Origin of the sequence: Bacillus sp. MYb209 (genome assembly GCF_002975175.1) — a bacterium.
Lineage (GTDB): Bacteria > Bacillota > Bacilli > Bacillales > Bacillaceae_G > Bacillus_A.
In genome coordinates this window covers 83,178-100,434 of record NZ_PCNZ01000006.1, presented here as the reverse complement: position 1 = coordinate 100,434, position 17,257 = coordinate 83,178, and the positions used below count along the sequence as shown (strand labels likewise).

16 protein-coding genes are annotated in these 17,257 nt (G+C 37.1%); 11 read left to right on the top strand and 5 right to left on the bottom strand.

Features of this window, described 5'->3' with window-relative positions; translation table 11 throughout:
- Positions 1 to 603 precede the first annotated feature (603 nt).
- The 5 genes from CQZ94_RS13240 (at position 604) to CQZ94_RS13220 (ending at position 6,910) form a co-directional block, all read left to right on the top strand.
- Complete coding sequence (locus CQZ94_RS13240; RefSeq protein WP_105585762.1) at positions 604 to 2,364, top strand: ABC transporter ATP-binding protein; 1,761 nt, start codon at positions 604 to 606, stop codon at positions 2,362 to 2,364.
- Entirely contained in the window at positions 2,361 to 4,361 is a 2,001-nt protein-coding gene (locus CQZ94_RS13235; protein ID WP_105585761.1) for an ABC transporter ATP-binding protein, read from the top strand. The genes CQZ94_RS13240 and CQZ94_RS13235 overlap by 4 nt, the downstream gene beginning before the upstream one ends.
- Before the next feature lie 303 nt (positions 4,362 to 4,664).
- A complete protein-coding gene (locus CQZ94_RS13230; RefSeq protein ID WP_105585760.1) occupies positions 4,665 to 5,462 on the top strand; it encodes an amino acid ABC transporter substrate-binding protein in 798 nt (265 codons plus the stop codon).
- Positions 5,449 to 6,147, top strand: coding sequence for an amino acid ABC transporter permease (locus CQZ94_RS13225; protein ID WP_002116512.1), 699 nt, complete (start codon positions 5,449 to 5,451; stop codon positions 6,145 to 6,147). Before CQZ94_RS13230 ends, CQZ94_RS13225 begins: the two co-directional genes overlap by 14 nt.
- A 28-nt stretch (positions 6,148 to 6,175) precedes the next feature.
- The gene (locus CQZ94_RS13220; RefSeq protein ID WP_105585759.1) at positions 6,176 to 6,910 is read left to right on the top strand and encodes an amino acid ABC transporter ATP-binding protein; all 735 of its coding nucleotides are present in this window, start codon (positions 6,176 to 6,178) and stop codon (positions 6,908 to 6,910) included.
- A 51-nt stretch (positions 6,911 to 6,961) separates the two neighbouring features.
- Here the strand turns inward: CQZ94_RS13220 and sasP are convergent, their stop codons facing one another.
- Entirely contained in the window at positions 6,962 to 7,165 is a 204-nt protein-coding gene (gene sasP, locus CQZ94_RS13215) for a small acid-soluble spore protein, SasP family (RefSeq protein ID WP_000013349.1), read from the bottom strand.
- Between the two features lie 750 nt (positions 7,166 to 7,915).
- On the opposite strand from sasP, the gene CQZ94_RS13210 reads away from it, so the two are divergent.
- Positions 7,916 to 8,161, top strand: coding sequence for a hypothetical protein (locus CQZ94_RS13210; RefSeq protein WP_002159132.1), 246 nt, complete (start codon positions 7,916 to 7,918; stop codon positions 8,159 to 8,161).
- Between the two features lie 16 nt (positions 8,162 to 8,177).
- On the opposite strand, the gene CQZ94_RS13205 is transcribed toward CQZ94_RS13210, so the two are convergent.
- Together CQZ94_RS13205 and CQZ94_RS13200 are read right to left on the bottom strand one after the other, a co-directional pair.
- Positions 8,178 to 9,638, bottom strand: a complete 1,461-nt coding sequence (locus tag CQZ94_RS13205) for a YheC/YheD family endospore coat-associated protein (RefSeq protein ID WP_105585758.1) — start codon at positions 9,636 to 9,638, stop codon at positions 8,178 to 8,180.
- A gap of 19 nt (positions 9,639 to 9,657) precedes the next feature.
- Complete coding sequence (locus CQZ94_RS13200; RefSeq protein ID WP_142395831.1) at positions 9,658 to 10,710, bottom strand: YheC/YheD family protein; 1,053 nt, start codon at positions 10,708 to 10,710, stop codon at positions 9,658 to 9,660.
- Between the two features lie 125 nt (positions 10,711 to 10,835).
- Between CQZ94_RS13200 and CQZ94_RS13195 the strand changes: the two genes are divergently transcribed.
- From CQZ94_RS13195 to alsD, 4 genes are all read left to right on the top strand, one after another.
- Positions 10,836 to 11,981 (top strand): DUF445 domain-containing protein, encoded by a 1,146-nt coding sequence (locus CQZ94_RS13195; protein WP_105585756.1) that lies wholly within the window; start codon positions 10,836 to 10,838, stop codon positions 11,979 to 11,981.
- Positions 11,982 to 12,123: 142 nt separating this feature from the next.
- A complete protein-coding gene (locus tag CQZ94_RS13190; protein WP_105585755.1) occupies positions 12,124 to 12,480 on the top strand; it encodes a YlbF/YmcA family competence regulator in 357 nt (118 codons plus the stop codon).
- A 212-nt stretch (positions 12,481 to 12,692) separates the two neighbouring features.
- Positions 12,693 to 14,381 (top strand): acetolactate synthase AlsS, encoded by a 1,689-nt coding sequence (gene alsS / locus CQZ94_RS13185; RefSeq protein WP_105585754.1) that lies wholly within the window; start codon positions 12,693 to 12,695, stop codon positions 14,379 to 14,381.
- A gap of 16 nt (positions 14,382 to 14,397) precedes the next feature.
- Positions 14,398 to 15,156: an alpha-acetolactate decarboxylase gene (gene alsD, locus CQZ94_RS13180; RefSeq protein ID WP_105585860.1), complete on the top strand. Its 759-nt coding sequence runs from the start codon at positions 14,398 to 14,400 to the stop codon at positions 15,154 to 15,156.
- Positions 15,157 to 15,193: 37 nt separating this feature from the next.
- Here the strand turns inward: alsD and CQZ94_RS13175 are convergent, their stop codons facing one another.
- Together CQZ94_RS13175 and CQZ94_RS13170 are read right to left on the bottom strand one after the other, a co-directional pair.
- Positions 15,194 to 15,547, bottom strand: coding sequence for a hypothetical protein (locus CQZ94_RS13175; RefSeq protein ID WP_105585753.1), 354 nt, complete (start codon positions 15,545 to 15,547; stop codon positions 15,194 to 15,196).
- Between the two features lie 24 nt (positions 15,548 to 15,571).
- The gene (locus CQZ94_RS13170; RefSeq protein ID WP_105585752.1) at positions 15,572 to 16,186 is read right to left on the bottom strand and encodes a DNA-3-methyladenine glycosylase; all 615 of its coding nucleotides are present in this window, start codon (positions 16,184 to 16,186) and stop codon (positions 15,572 to 15,574) included.
- A gap of 134 nt (positions 16,187 to 16,320) precedes the next feature.
- Between CQZ94_RS13170 and CQZ94_RS13165 the strand changes: the two genes are divergently transcribed.
- Complete coding sequence (locus tag CQZ94_RS13165; protein WP_105585751.1) at positions 16,321 to 17,190, top strand: Cof-type HAD-IIB family hydrolase; 870 nt, start codon at positions 16,321 to 16,323, stop codon at positions 17,188 to 17,190.
- Positions 17,191 to 17,257 lie beyond the last annotated feature (67 nt).

Genomic DNA, 17,257 nt, shown 5'->3' with positions numbered 1-17,257 from the left:
TGAGTATAAGGTGATTGTAGGTGGTTTGATAATATTTTTCAAATGAAATGTTTGTGAAAACGATTTCTTACCATTTTTTTATTTTGTATGCCCTTTCTTACAGAAGATTCCCTTATTTCAAACTGAATTATAAGTAGAATGCATCACTTTCATTTTTTGTGATAAAAGATTATTTTATTCTAAAGGGAAAAAAACAATTGACAGAATACTCAATAAAGTTGTAAGATTATAAATGGAAAATAAATGAAGGGGGTGTGCGTAATGATTGTAATCGTAAATGTAATGGGCTTAGCTCTGTTAAATGGCGGAAAACATTCATATCATTACGCAACCCGTGCGGATATATAGGACCTTTGTGTCTTATGAGAAGCGTACGTTGCGTATATCGTAACGTACGCTTTTATGCATTCTATTGCATATCGTCAAGCGGCGGTATGCTTTTTTTTGTTTATCTTCCTTGTTTTCGTAGTTACTATAAAAAATCAGAATTTGGAAGGTGGAAAAATGTGAAGAAATTGTATGGCTTACGAAATGTAAATGTGATGGATTTGGATAGCGGATAAAAAATGAGGGTCAAATGAGAACGAGAAAGGAGAGGTTACATTGTTTTCAGTATTACTAAAGTTAAGCTGGTTTTTTAGGGAGCATTGGAAAAGGTATAGTATCGCAATTGGGGTACTTTTAATTGTAAACGTGATAGAGGTAATTCCTCCGAAAGTGTTAGGAATTACAATTGATAATATTAAAACAGGAGCCTTAACGAACGAGGCGATTATGCAATATATTTTTATTTTACTTGGGGTAACGATTGGTGGGTACGTGCTTACTTTCATTTGGCAGCACCAACTATTTGGCGGTGCATTCGTACTTGAGAAAACGATGCGTTCAAAATTTATGGGGCATTTACTTAAGATGACACCGACGTTTTATCAAAAAAATCGTACTGGCGATTTAATGGCGAGAGCGACAAATGATTTAAAAGCAATCTCCATGACAGCTGGATTTGGTATATTAACGCTCGTTGATTCTAGTCTATATATGCTTACAATCGTTTGTATGATGGGCTTTTCAATTAGTTGGCAGCTAACATTTGCTGCGCTTATACCGCTTCCGATTATGGCGTTTGCAATGAATATATACGGAAAGAAATTGCATGAAAGATTTACAGTCGCGCAAGATGCGTTCGGGGATATGAACGATAAAGTGCTTGAATCAATTGCGGGTGTACGCGTTATTCGTGCGTACGTACAGGAGAACGCTGATCAAGAAAGGTTTCATCATTTAGGAGATGACGTATACGAGAAAAATATGAGAGTAGCAAGAATCGATGCATTATTCCAGCCAACTGTGAAAATGCTCGTCGGTCTTAGTTATTTAATTGGTTTAGTGTACGGTGCATATCTCGTATTTCAATCAACAGTGACACTCGGTGAGCTCGTTTCTTTTAACGTCTATTTAGGGATGATGATTTGGCCGATGTTTGCAATTGGTGAATTGATTAATGTTATGCAAAGAGGAAATGCTTCGTTAGATCGTGTAAATGAAACGTTAGCTTATGAGCCAGATGTAAAGAATCCGAAAAATCCAAAGGTTGTACAAGAGCCAGATTACATTCAGTTTGATAACGTTACTTTTTCATATCCTTCATCAATTGAAACAAATTTAAAAAATGTTTCGTTCTCATTAAAACAAGGAGACACACTTGGAGTTGTTGGGAAAACAGGAAGCGGGAAAACGACGCTCGTTCGTCAACTTCTTCGTCAATACCCACTTGGGGAAGGTGATATTGCGGTTTCTGATGTGAAGCTAGATAAAATTACGAATGATAACGTACTTGGCTGGATTGGGTATGTACCTCAGGAACACATTTTGTTCTCAAAAACAGCGAAAGAAAATATTTTATTTGGAAACAGAGAAGCGACTGAAGAAGAACTTGAAAAAGCGATTGAAATAGCTGCGTTTAAAAAAGATTTAGAGTTTTTACCAGAAGGTTTAGAAACGCTTGTTGGGGAGAAAGGTGTTTCTTTATCAGGTGGGCAAAAGCAAAGGATTTCTATTGCGAGGGCTGTTATTCAAAATCCGGAAATTTTAATTTTGGACGATTCTTTATCAGCTGTTGATGCTCGCACAGAAGCAGCAATTATTGAAAATATACGAACAGAAAGAAGCGGGAAGACGACAATTATAACGACGCATCGTTTATCAGCGGTGCAGCATGCTGATTGGATTCTCGTTATGGATAACGGTGAGGTTATTGAAGAAGGTTCGCATGAAGCGCTCGTTCGAAATGGGGGCTGGTATGCTGAGCAGTTCGACAGACAACAAGGTGAAAGTGAAAGTGCGGATAGCGGGGTGAAAATATGAGTGTTTCAAAACGAGTGTTTCAATATGCGATGAAAGTGAAGGGGCCGATCTTTGCAGCGATGGCGATGCTATTTGTTTTTGTTATTGCAGAACTCGCGGGTCCTTTCGTCGCAAAAACGATGATTGATGAGCATATCGTTGGAATAGAGAGACCTTGGTATGAAACAGAAAAGAGTGAGGATGCAGTTTCATATAATGGCGCCTTTTATAAGCGAAGTGATCGCTTTGAACAAGGTGAGAAAAAAGGGAAAGAAGTCCGAGTGATTCAAGTTGGTTTTCAGTACTATTTTGTGCCGAATAAAATAACGCTTGAAGGAACTCGTACTGTTAAGGGTGATGTAGTTACAGTAAAAAGTGGTAAGGCAGTGCAAGTGTATAAAGTGAAAGCCTTAACGAAAGAAGAAGTATTTGCGTTTTATAAACCGGAAATAAATCGTTTACTATTACTTGGCGGTGGTTATTTCGCTTTATTAGTAGTCGTATCATTATTTGCATACGGAAAGCAGTTCTTCTTACAGAAGGCGGCAAACAAAATTATTCAAATTATGAGGGAAGACGTCTTTTCCCATATTCAAACGTTGCCAATTCGTTATTTTGACCATTTACCAGCAGGGAAAATTGTTTCGCGTGTAACGAATGATACAGAGGCGATTCGTGACTTATATGTAACAGTACTTGCGACATTCGTCTCTAGCATTATTTATATTATCGGGATTTTCGCTGCTCTATTCTTACTCGATGTGAAACTCGCGATGTTCTGTTTATTAATTATCCCGATTTTAATTGTTTGGGCGATTATGTATAGAAAGTATGCGTCTGTATACAATCATAAAATGCGTTCGCGTTTATCGGATATTAACGGAACAGTGAATGAATCGATTCAAGGGATGCCAATTATTCAAGCATTTCGTCAAGAGCGTGAAACGAAGAAGGAATTTGAAGAGCTCAATGGCGATTATTTTAAATATCAAAATAAAATTTTAAATTTAAATGCAGCAACTTCGCATAATTTAGTGTCTGTATTAAGAAACATCGCTTTTACAGGTGTAATTTGGTATTTCGGTGGTGCTTCATTAAGCGCTTCGGGCATCGTTTCACTCGGGATACTTTATGCTTTCGTCGATTATTTAACGAGGCTATTCTCGCCAATTACGAATATGGTGAACCAACTTGCTAACTTAGAGCAATCGCGTGTTGCATCAGAGCGTGTCTTTGAATTGCTAGAGGAAAAGGGAGAGGCAGTAGAAGAAGAACGTATGCCTCGCTTAACCGGAAATGTGAAATTCGATAATGTTTCGTTTTCTTACAATGGAAAAGATGAAGTGTTAAAAAATATTTCTTTTGAAGCGAAACAAGGGGAGACAGTGGCACTTGTTGGCCATACTGGATCAGGAAAAAGTTCCATTATGAATGTGCTCTTTCAATTTTATGAATTTCAAAAAGGGAAGCTTACGATTGATGGTCACGATGTAACAGAGATGCCGAAACAAGCAACACGTGAACATATGGGAATTGTATTGCAAGATCCGTTTTTATTTAGCGGGACAGTGGCATCCAATGTAAGCTTAGAAAATGAAGGAATTTCAAAAGATCGCATCGTAAAGGCGTTACGTGATGTTGGTGCTGAAAGGTTTGCAAACAATTTAGATGAAGAAATTACGGAGAAAGGAAGTACACTTTCAACCGGAGAACGTCAGCTTATATCGTTTGCTAGGGCACTTGCTTTTGATCCGGCGATTTTAATTTTAGATGAAGCGACTTCCAGTATTGATACAGAAACAGAAGCGATGATTCAACAAGCGCTAGAAGTTGTGAAAAAAGGACGAACGACGTTTATTATCGCTCATCGTCTTTCAACAATTAAAAGCGCTAATCAAATTATTGTGCTCGATAGAGGAACGATTTTGGAAAAAGGTTCCCATGATGAATTAATGAAAAAGCGCGGGCGTTATTACGATATGTACAAAACGCAAATGGAAGGAAACCAGAGCGCTTAATTTTTAGAAGAACTTGCGATTTTCGCAAGTTCTTTTTTGATTGGATTGTCCGTTGAGCAGTTAATATATTTCACCGGTAGAAAAACTTATAAATAAGTAAGTATTGTTTTACCTTTTTCTTTATAAATGCTATATTTAAAAATGTTACTTATTTTTTGTATGTAGCAGTATTTTGCCATTTTGTTTGATTATGAAGAAAAAGGATAAACTAAATAAGAACATTTTCATTGAAAAATTGTTCGAAATTGCATACAATCAATATAGTTTTTAAATTCCTATCAGAATACTTGGAGGACTACTATCATGAAAAAATTATTTTCAGTGCTTGCAGTAACTACATTAGCGATTGGGATTGTAGCGGGCTGCGGCAAAGAAGAGAAAAAAGATACAGCTAGTCAAGATGCGTTACAGAAGATAAAACAAAGCGGTGAGCTTGTAATTGGTACAGAAGGTACATATCCACCATTTACGTTCCACGATTCAAGTAATAAATTAACTGGATTTGACGTTGAATTAGCAGAAGAAGTTGCAAAACGTTTAGGTGTAAAACCTGTATTTAAAGAAACACAATGGGATAGCTTACTTGCAGGAGTAGATGCGAAACGTTTCGACATGGTGGCGAACGAAGTTGGTATTCGTGAAGATCGTCAAAAGAAATATGATTTCTCTAGTCCATACATTTCTTCTTCAGCAGCATTAGTTATTGCGAAAGATAAAGATAAACCTGCTACTTTTGCTGATGTGAAAGGGTTAAAAGGGGCACAATCTTTAACGAGTAACTATGCAGATATCGCTAAGAAAAATGGTGCAGAAATCGAGGGTGTGGAAGGATTTAGCCAAGCAGCTGAATTGTTAAATTCTGGCCGCGTTGATTTCACAATCAATGATAAATTATCAGTGTTAAACTATTTAGAAACGAAAAAAGATGCGAAAATTAAAATTGTAGACACAGAAAAAGAAGCATCACAAAGTGGATTCTTATTCCGTAAAGGTAGCGACAAACTTGTACAAGAGGTAAATAAAGCGTTAGAAGATATGAAAAAAGATGGTACGTACGATAAAATAACGAAAAAATGGTTCGGTGAAAATGTTTCTAAGTAGTGCAGTGGTCTCAGATCGATTGTCTACATGGATAGATATTATGCAGACTTCCTTCTCGCCTATGCTGAAGGAAGCTGTCTTTACGACAATTCCGTTAACGCTTATTACATTTATTATCGGTATTATACTTGCGACGTTAACAGCGCTCGCGCGTATTTCAGGTAGTCGTATTTTACAATGGATTGCTCGTATCTATGTATCTATCATTCGCGGAACGCCACTTCTTGTACAGTTATTTATTATTTTCTATGGCCTTCCAACTCTTAATATTGAGGTTGAGCCATATACAGCAGCAATTGTTGGTTTTTCATTAAATGTCGGTGCATATGCATCTGAAATTATTCGTGCTTCTATTCTTTCTATTCCGAAAGGACAGTGGGAAGCAGCTTACACAATTGGGATGACATATCCGCAAGCATTAAAACGTGTTATTTTACCGCAAGCAACGCGTGTATCTATTCCGCCGCTTTCGAATACATTTATTAGTTTAGTGAAGGATACTTCATTAGCATCGTTAATTTTAGTAACAGAAATGTTCCGAAAAGCGCAGGAAATTGCGGCAATGAACTATGAGTTTTTAATTGTTTATTTCGAAGCAGGTCTAATTTATTGGGTAATTTGCTTCTTATTATCTATCGTGCAACAAATATTAGAAAAACGTTCAGAACGTTACACTCTAAAATAACCCTTTCATAAAAGGAGTTTTTGTTTTTATGATTTCAATTCAACATTTACAAAAAAGTTTCGGAGATAATACCGTACTAAAACATATGGATTTATCAGTTGAGAAGGGCGAAGTTGTTGTTATTATCGGGCCATCTGGATCTGGTAAAACGACGTTTCTACGTTGCCTCAACGTGCTAGAAACACCGAACGCTGGTAACATTCGCATCGGTAATAAAGAGCTCGATTTTTCTAAAAAAGTATTGAAGAAAGATATTGTAAATCTTCGTACACAAACAGGTATGGTATTCCAGCACCATAATCTATTCCCGCATTTAACAGCACTTCAAAATGTAATGGAAGGGCTCGTTACAGTGAAAAAGATGGGGAAAGAAGAAGCGAAGAAAAAAGCAAACTATTTCCTTGAAAAAGTTGGTCTTGCGGATAAAGTAGACTTATATCCGTTCCAATTATCAGGTGGACAACAACAGCGTGTTGGAATCGCTCGTGCGCTTGCGATGGAGCCGGAAGTTTTACTATTTGATGAGCCAACTTCAGCACTTGATCCTGAGCTAGTTCAAGAAGTTTTAAAGGTTATGAAAGAACTTGCTAAAGAAGGAATGACGATGGTCATTGTAACGCATGAAATGCGCTTTGCTCATCAAATTGCGAACCGTGTTATTTTCATGGATGGCGGTGTCGTTGTCGAACAAGGTACACCGGAAGATGTATTTACAAATCCAAAAGAAGAACGAACGAAGAAGTTTTTACAAATGTTGCAGTAAATTAAGGAAGGTCTCAGGGCATATGCCCTGAGACCTTTTTGCCATATATATTTATTTTTGGAATCCGCCAAGGCTTTGCTCAGCCATTGCAACTAAACGTTTTGTAATTTCTCCCCCAACAGAACCGTTAGCGCGAGCCGTAGAATCTGCTCCTAATTGTACACCAAATTCTTGAGCGATTTCGTACTTCATTTGATCGATTGCTGCTGTTGCACCTGGTACTACTAATTGATTGTAAGAACTTTGGTTTGCCATAGGAATATATCCTCCTTAGAGTTATAAAAGTTTTTTTGGTTGGACTAGCTGGATTTGAACCAGATTATCGCCCCGTTTGGCGCTAATCCATCGGTAATTAAGTTTGTACTCATAGTATGGATGTTACCTAGAAAGATATACAAAATAATAATTTGTAAATTTTGTAAAAAACGTTTCATCATTTCGTAAAGTATGAAATAAGAGTAATCGTTGTATTTTTAAGAAAGAAGGCTAAACTAAGAGCGAAATCATATGCGTTAATTTTCTGTGTATAATCAGCTGTGCTTAAAGCTTAGTAAAATAAAAATTAAATCGGCATCAACTGTGTATTTCTGTTTTAATCCGGGATGGGGCAGGAAAAGGAACTAACTGCTCCTATGCAAGGCTGACGTTTTTTTAGCTTGATGTTATTAAAAAGATTAGAGAAACAAAAATGAAAATGGTATCAACTTCGTATTTCTGTTTTAACCCGGGATGGGGCAGGAAAAGGAACTAACTGCTCCTATGCAAGGCTAGATGCTCTCTTCCATTTAAAAAAGAGAGGCTTTTAAACGAAAATGTAATTAAAGTGAGATAAATTAAAGCTTAGTAATATAAAACCTAAAATGGTATCAACGGCATATTTCTATTTTAACCCAGGGTGGGGCAGAAAAAGGTACTGACCGCGTCTACGCACGGCTAGATGCTCTCTTCAATCTAAAATAGAGGCTTTTTAATTGTTTTTAAACGATAACGTATGGAGGAATAACGATGGGGATTTGCCCGCTTTGCAACGCGCTAGAATCACAAACATATTCTTGTCAAAATTGCCAAGGAATACTCCAAGATTATGGGAAAGCTGTAGATTACATAGATGATTACAGTGCATATATGGATCAGGAATTATTAAGTGCGGTAGACGGTTTAACACATAATAATTCAAATGAGTACTGCAATCATATTTTTTATTGCGGAGTATGTAATGTGGAAACGGAAGTTGTAGTAAAGTTTGTATAAATAGAAAACTTCCACCTTATGAGTGAGGTGGAAGTTTTTGTTTTTGTATTTGTGAGTTAATCATAGGGGACGGGATATTTCCGTTGTCAGGTGCAGGATCTGATTGTATTTGAGATGTTTTTTCTTTCGGACCGCACAAAGAATGTTCAGTTAAATAGATGGCATATTCATAAAATAATTGGCGCGTAAGTTCACTTTGTTCTTTTAACTTTTCATCTTGGAATACAGTTCGCCCCGGTTTAGAATTTGCTTCAAATAGCCACGGATTTTCCGCGGTGTCTAAACCAATGTCAAAACCAATTTCTCCAATATTCCCGGTTACTTGTTGGTCGAGTGCATAACTGATTTGTAAGGCTGTTTGTTTTAGTTTATTTTCAATTTGAACTTGCTTTGTTGAATCAGGAAACAGTTCCTGAAGTAATTTCGTATCACCACCGCTATTTACATGAGTTGTTAAGCTACCTTTGCCGGCGATTTTTGCGACGATTGCACTGACTACCCAATTACCAAAATGGTTTTTATTTGTATGAATGCGAAAATCGACGGGTTGCCCTTCGAAGCGGAGCAGTGAGATACCTTGTTGTACGATAAACTTTTTTAAATCATGTCCTCTTAACACATGGTTAAGAAGTGCTTCTAATGATTGATACTTTCTTAGTTTATTTTGTTCATTTTCACGATAACGACAATAGTAACGATTATCAGTTTGAGAATAGAGTATTTGATGAATATTTCTCCCGAAGCTACCGTGTATTGGTTTCATATAAATATACTTATACGTACCAAGAAGTCGTTCTACTTGTTCAAAATGCTGAAATGCCTCTGTTTTTGGTAAGAATTGTTTAATCGAATCTTCTTTCATTAAAAGTTGATGCACTTCCCATTTGTTAAAAAACCCTGGATTAAACCACGGAATCGCATAGTCGCTTTCTAATCTTTTCTTTGCTCTTACGATAGGTTTGTAATTTTCTGCTTGCCGATTTGGTAAACGGTCGTAAATGACATTTGGTAAAGGGACTTTGTTTTTTACCCATTTGCTTTCTTGAAAGAAGTACCCTTCAATGGTTTCCCCTTCCCAGTTTATATGTTGAATGCCAAAGACAAATACAAATGGCTGCAATGTGAATGGTGGTGTTAGTAACTCACTGAGAGAAGTAGAACGATTTCCTAAAGGAGAATTAGAATCATCGTTAAAGCCAGTTGTGAAAATCCCGATTAATGGACCGAAAACAATTGTTTGATTTTGTATGAAGGCATGGATTGTTGCTGAATGTGGTAGTAAAAGTTTAGTTGCAATTTGTTCTCCAATAATGATTTCTCGAGTGAATGAATAATGAATTTTAATATTCTCGCATGTAATATAACGTAAGCCAAAGGAAAGGGATGTAATTGGTGGTGTAATAGAAAAAACGTAAGGTAAAGTAATACTATTTGGATTCTCATCTGAAATACTTAATGTATATATGTGCTCTTTCAACGGGGGTTTCCTCCTTTCGTTATGGTGTAAATCGGCTAAACTTTAATGGACCATGAAAAATTTGTTCAGCCAGTTCGTCGTTGTACCTAGTATAAACTTCGTAAGACGGCATCGTATTGACGTACATAAGCCAAATGGCACCTTTTTGATCCATAATGGTAGAAAGCTCTAATTCAAATAATGACGAATAGGACTGATCGAGCGTTTTAAACACTTCACTTACAACATCATGTAAAGCATCTTTCAATAATTGAACGCCAGTTGGAGAAAGTAAATATTTAATTTTAGAAAACGGATGTAACTTAGAACGTTCTGTTGCTGAAAGTAAAAATTGTGCTGGGAATGAAGATTTTTGTATAAATTGACCGAGAACGTTCCAAGTCTGTTCTTTATTTTTTTGCATAATGGTTCGAATATGAATCGGATATGATAGTTGATTTGGAGGTTGTAACATTGGATGAATCATATAACGGGATGAGTGTACGTTCGATTTGCACCATGATATAAATTCATCTGTTCGTTTGAATTGAGTAGAAGTATGCTGCTGTTCATTTACTGTATCGATATGAAATGTTTTATTTTTGTAAGTGGCCCGATATAAATTTTCATTGGAATGTATATTGATTGGTCTTATAATAATATCTCTTGTTTCTAGTAGTAATTTAAAAATTCCTTGTACTGTTCCTTTTTTTATTTTTGGTACGTAAGGAGAAAGACGTTTATTAGTAAGAAAAAGATTGTGCAAATCGCTTGGATTAATAAGTGTGTTGTTTAAAAAAGTAGTGGAAGAACGTTTGTGTAATGAATGAATAATCGCATTTGCTTGTTGGAATTCCTCATCCTCTTTGAAATGACAACGATCATATATATATGAAGGAATGGGAAAGGTTTGATTTATCCAATTTCCTGTATCTGTATCGTAAATAAGACCGGAAACAAGATCTGTCTTTGAATCAATGCTAAACGGTGTGAATTGGGCGACGACGTTATGATAGAGACGAGCGCGCTTGGCGATTTCGGTGTAATACGTTTGCTCGTGATGGAGTTGAGAAGTTAAAAGACCAAGAACCAACGAAATCACTCCTTTATTAACAAGATGTTTGCATAATAGGCGAAGCTATATATTGCAAATACGTTTTTATACCATTATACTTTTGTCCGTATGATGATATGCTATAGTTTTGGAGAAGTGAAAGGTTGATTGTGATGAATATATGGTTAAATATGTTAACAACGACAGGACTCGGGGCGATTATTGGAGGGTACACGAATCATTTAGCAATAAAAATGTTATTTCGTCCTCATCGTTCTATTTATATTGGGAAGTTTCAAGTTCCATTTACGCCAGGGTTAATTCCGAAGCGCCGCGATGAGCTTGCTGTTCAATTAGGGAAAATGGTTGTAGAACATTTGTTAACACCAGAAGGAATCGGAAAGAAATTAACAAATGAAGAGTTTCAAAAAAGTTTAATTCGCTGGGCACAAGTGGAAGTTGATAAAGTAATTACAAATGAACAGTCGTTACGGGATATGTTAGAAAAATGGAATTTAGAACATGTAGAAGAAGAGGCGACTCAAAAAATCGAACATGTTATTACAGAAAAAATTCATGCATTTTTAGCAGAGTACTATACATATACATGGGAACAGGCTTTACCTCATTCTGTTCATGAAAAAGTAGAGAATGCGATTCCGAATGTAGCATCTTTTATTTTGAAAAGAGGAATTAGCTTTTTTGAAAGTGAAGAAGGAAAGGCACGCCTTTCAAAAATGATTGATGACTTCTTTGCTTCTCGCGGAACGATGCTTAATTTAGTCGGTATGTTTTTAGGGAATGTAAGTTTAGTGGATCGTGTGCAGCCGGAAGTGATTAAGTTTTTAGGACAAGATGGAACAGAGCGGCTTTTAACTGATGTACTGCAAAAAGAGTGGGAAAAGTTAAAAGGAAGAGACGTACAAGAATTAGAAACGTTTGTAGAGAAAGAAGTGATTGTAAGCTCCATATTGTCAGCGGTTCAAGTAGAGGAAACAGTGAACAGATTTTTAAATCAATCTGTTCAGCAAGTATGTGAGCCAGTTCGAGAAACAATAGTTGGAAAAGTGGTCCCTAGCGCAGTAGAGAAAGGTTTGAAGTGGGGGACAGAAAACGTGGAGAGTGTATTGAAAAATTTACACCTTGCAGAAATTGTCCAGCAAGAAGTATCTACATTTTCAACAGAGAGACTCGAAAATCTCGTATTATCCATCACAAAAAACGAGTTAAAAATGATTACATATTTAGGGGCATTATTAGGAGGAACGATTGGGTTTATTCAAGGATTGTTGCTCTTGTTCCTTAAGTAATAAAGATGGGTACATAGAAATAAAAGTGAAAATTCTTCACATCTCTTGCATAGTTTGATATGGTAAGAAGAGGTGCCGATGTAAATGCACTTAAAAGGCAGTGCGCATGAAAAGCGCTAGCCTTCTAAAGGAGGAAAATAAAATGACAAAAAACATTCATGATGTTGCATATGAGTTACAAAAAGCAATCGCTGAAAACGAAGATTTCCAAACATTAAAAGCAAGCTACGCAGCAGTACAAGGAGATGCAGAGTCAAAGAACTTATTCGAAGAGTTCCGCACGATGCAACTTGGTTTACAACAAAAAATGATGCAAGGCCAAGAAATCACTGAAGAAGACAACCAAAAAGCACAAGAAGTTGTATCTCGCATTCAACAAGATGCTAAAATCACAAAGTTAATGGAAACTGAGCAACGTTTAAACATCGTTATCACTGACGTTAACAAAATCATTATGCAGCCACTTGAAGAATTATATAGCGCGCAACAACAAGCTTAATGAGAGAAGACGCTCCTGGAATATCGGGGCGTCTTTTTTATTGTAGAAAAATGTAAGGGTTTTCCTTTTGTTTGTCAAAATACTGTCAAATTCATATCGTTGGAAAAATAATGCATTTGTACTATAATAATAAATAATAATTCACCACATTAATTAACTAGGTGAAGTTAAAATCTTTATTACACACATTATGAAACAAAGGAATGATTAGTTTGAGTACAGATGTAAAAGCAAACGACGTGAAAACAAAAACAAAAGGAGCAGATCTTGTTGTTGATTGTTTAATTAAACAAGGTGTTACACATGTTTTCGGTATTCCAGGAGCGAAGATTGACTCTGTATTTGATGTACTGCAAGAAAGAGGACCAGAGTTAATTGTTTGTCGTCATGAACAAAACGCAGCATTTATGGCAGCTGCTATTGGTAGATTAACAGGGAAACCAGGCGTATGTCTTGTAACTTCAGGACCAGGGACATCAAATTTAGCGACAGGTCTTGTTACTGCGAATGCGGAGAGTGATCCCGTTGTTGCTTTAGCTGGTGCAGTTCCGCGTACTGATCGCTTAAAACGTACGCATCAATCTATGGATAATGCAGCACTATTCGAACCAATCACAAAATATAGCGTAGAAGTAGAGCATCCAGATAATGTGCCAGAAGCATTAAGTAATGCATTTCGAAGTGCTACTTCCACAAATCCAGGAGCAACTTTAGTAAGCCTTCCGCAAGACGTTATGACGGCGGAAACGACTGTAGAGTCTATCGGTGCGCTTTCTAAGCCACAGCTTGGAATCGCTCCCACACATGAAATTACATATGTAGTAGAAAAAATAAAATCAGCGAAATTACCAGTTATTTTACTCGGTATGAGAGCGAGCACAAATGAAGTGACGAAAGCCGTTCGCGAATTAATTGCGGATACAGAACTTCCTGTCGTTGAAACATATCAAGCAGCTGGTGCGATTTCACGTGAGTTAGAAGATCATTTCTTCGGCCGCGTTGGATTATTCCGTAACCAACCAGGTGATATTTTACTAGAAGAAGCGGATCTTGTTATTTCTATCGGTTATGATCCAATTGAGTATGATCCGAAATTCTGGAATAAACTTGGAGACAGAACGATTATTCATCTTGATGACCATCAAGCAGATATCGACCATGATTATCAACCAGAGCGTGAATTAATTGGCGATATTGCCTTAACTGTAAATAGTATCGCAGAGAGATTACCGAAACTTGTATTAAATACGAAATCAGAAGCAGTTTTAGAACGATTACGCATGAAATTATCAGAACAAGCAGAAGTTCCAAACCGTGCGTCAGAAGGTGTTACGCATCCACTTCAAGTTATTCGTACACTTCGCTCTTTAATTGATGACGATACAACTGTTACGTGTGACATCGGTTCCCATTACATTTGGATGGCAAGATGTTTCCGTTCTTATGAACCACGTAGACTATTATTTAGTAACGGTATGCAAACATTAGGTGTCGCACTTCCTTGGGCAATTGCTGCTACTTTAGTAGAACCAGGTAAAAAAGTAGTTTCCGTATCAGGTGACGGTGGTTTCTTATTCTCAGCGATGGAGTTAGAAACAGCGGTACGTTTAAATGCACCGATTGTACATCTTGTATGGAGAGACGGTACGTATGATATGGTTGCATTCCAACAAATGATGAAATACGGTAGAACATCAGCTACAGAATTTGGCGATGTTGATCTTGTGAAATATGCAGAAAGTTTCGGTGCAATAGGTCTTCGTGTCAATACACCAGACGAATTAGAAGGTGTATTGAGAGAAGCGTTAGAAGCAGAAGGCCCTGTCATTGTTGATATTCCAATCGATTACCGTGACAACATTAAGTTAAGTGAAAAACTATTACCAAATCAATTAAATTAAGATGGGCGTGAGTGAGATGAGTGTTGCACAAGTAATTGATATTGATGCAAAAAGAACGAAAACGAATAATGAAGTATATCAAACTTCAACAATGCTTGCGTTATTAGATGGTATATATGATGGTGTTATTAATTTTGAAGAATTGAAAGAACGTGGTGATTTCGGCATCGGCACATTTGATCAATTAGATGGTGAAATGATTGCGTTTGATAACGAATTTTACCATTTACGTTCAGACGGCTCCGCAGAAAAAGTAGAACCGGAAGAAACAACACCGTTTGCGACTGTAACGTTTTTTGAAAAAGAAATGAGTTATCGGGTAGAGCGTCCGATGAATCGTGAAGAAGTTGAAGCGTTACTACATGAATTGATGCCAAGTAAAAACTTATTTTATGCGATTCGAATGGACGGTACGTTCCGTGAAGTAAGAACGAGAACAGTTCCAAGACAAGAAAAACCATATACACCGCTCGTTGAAGTGACGAAATCACAACCGATCTTTTCATTTGAAAATACAGAAGGTACGTTGGCTGGATTTTGGACACCAGATTACGCACAAGGTATCGGTGTAGCGGGGTTTCACTTACATTATATTGATGATGAAAGAAGCGGGGGCGGACATGTTTTCGATTATGTTGTAGAAAACTGTGCGATCCAAATTTGTCAAAAAGCGCATATGCATTTAGCACTTCCGGAAACAGCTGATTTTATGGCGGCGGAATTATCGAGAGAAAACTTAGAGAATGATATTGCGACCGCGGAAGGCGCGGAGTAAAAAGAGAAGCCGATTTGGCTTCTCTTTTATTTTTGGATTACTTCCGATATGCTGAACAATGCTCATCAGAAATGAAATAATTTTCTTTACCTGTTACGGCTGATACTTCTACCAATTGATGCCCAAGCCCATCCCACACTGTAAGAGTATATAAGGATGACCATTCAATATTCCCGCGAGCGAGTCGGAAAGAATAGTAGTCGTTATCTGTTGTGACTGAAACTTTTTTATAAGTAATTTTTTTCGTTTTTCTGTTTTGCACAATAAGAACAAAGTCTAACTTATCTTCTTTCGGAACTTGTAGTATTCTCGCCACAAACATTCCTTTAGGGTTTTTCTTAGTTTTATATAATTTTTCTGCTTTTATTTTTAATTCAGGTTTGCCTCTCATAGTCTCTCCCTTTGTATATGCTTATTACTTTGAAACAAACGGATGCCCCTCATAATAAAACCGCCACGGATAATGCACAGCTTCTTCTGCATAATCAATATTAATACGAGGACCAGCTATTATGTTATGTGCGGATGATAAATGGCCTTCTTCAGGAACTAATTCAATATGTAACGTATCGCTTTGAAGTGATACTCCGCGCTCTTCTAAAGTGATTCCGAGTGCGCGGCATAGTTTTCCAGGGCCATTTGTTAAGTTTTTATACTGAGTTTTCGTAATGTCGGTTTTGTTGTAGCGCGCTAGTGTCATGTCTTCGATTCCGTCTACAGGTTCAAGAGCACGAATAAGAACTCCTTGCGGGGTGCCGATTGGTGCTGTAATTACGTTAAAGCAATGATACATACCGTAAATTAAATATACGTAAGCATGTCCTGGTGCGCCGAACATTACTTCTGTTCGATTAGTCCGTCTGCCTCCGTAACTATGAGCGGCCTTATCATCTGGACCTTTGTATGCTTCTACTTCTACAATAATTCCGCTTCGCTTTATGTCGTCTACAATATGAACGAGTTTATGTCCGAGTAACTTCTTTGCGACCTCTAAAGTATCGCCTTCATAAAAAGAAGGTGGTGCCTGCATTGTACTATCTCCTTTGCCAGTCGTATATGTATATAGTAAACCAAATTTTGAGTAGTAATTCTAACTCGTTCTATTTACTACATTTATTTCATAAATTATGGATAGAGTACAACAGCGAAGAGGGGGAGTGCGACATGATTTATCGCTTACTAGCTCTTAATATAGATGGGACGCTACTATACAACAACGGAAAAATTGCCAAAGGGTTACGGGAGACAATTGACTTTGTGAAAAGAAAAGATGTATACGTTACATTATTTACGAATCGTAATTTTCAATCTGCTCATAAAATAGCGAAGGCGTTAAAATTAGATTCTATATTAGTTACACACGGTGGTGCTTTCATTTCAGCAACGTTAGATAAGCCGTTCGTTCAAAGGAGATTATCTGAAGAGAAAACCTTTAATATCGTGCAAGTGTTAGAGCATTTTGATTGTAATGTTCGCATTTCTCATGAACGATATTCAATTGGGAATCGTGAGAGAAATACACCAAACTTAATTGCGCGTACTGTATTATCAAGCGCAGATCCATTATTTTATCCGGTTCAATTTGTAGATTCGCTAGGGGATGCACTGCGTGATCATCCAGTAGGTGCACCAAAAATTGATATCGTTTTTCATACGAAAGGTGAAAAAGAAAGAGGGATGAATACGTTAAGAAAGGCATTTCAAGATGTAGAGTACGTCGAGTGTGATGAGAGACGTATAGAAATTCTCCCTCAAAATGTATCAAAACTACGTGGTTTACAATTACTTGGGGAGCATTTAAATATTAACCTTAGTGAAATGGTTGCGATTGGAGATAGCACAGAAGACTTAGATGTAATTGAAAATGTTGGGCTTGGGGTAGCAATGGGGAACGCGCCTGTAGAATTAAAGCAAGCCGCAGACTGGATTACACGTTCTAATACTGAGAACGGCGTAGAGTATATGATTAAAGAACACTTCCGTAAGCAATTCCCGCTTCCGTTTTTGAAAAATCATAAGCATTTGCGGAAATGAAGAAAGAAAAAACGTAGCGTTTTCGCTACGTTTTTTTCTTGTTTAAGCTTCAATACGTGAAAAATCA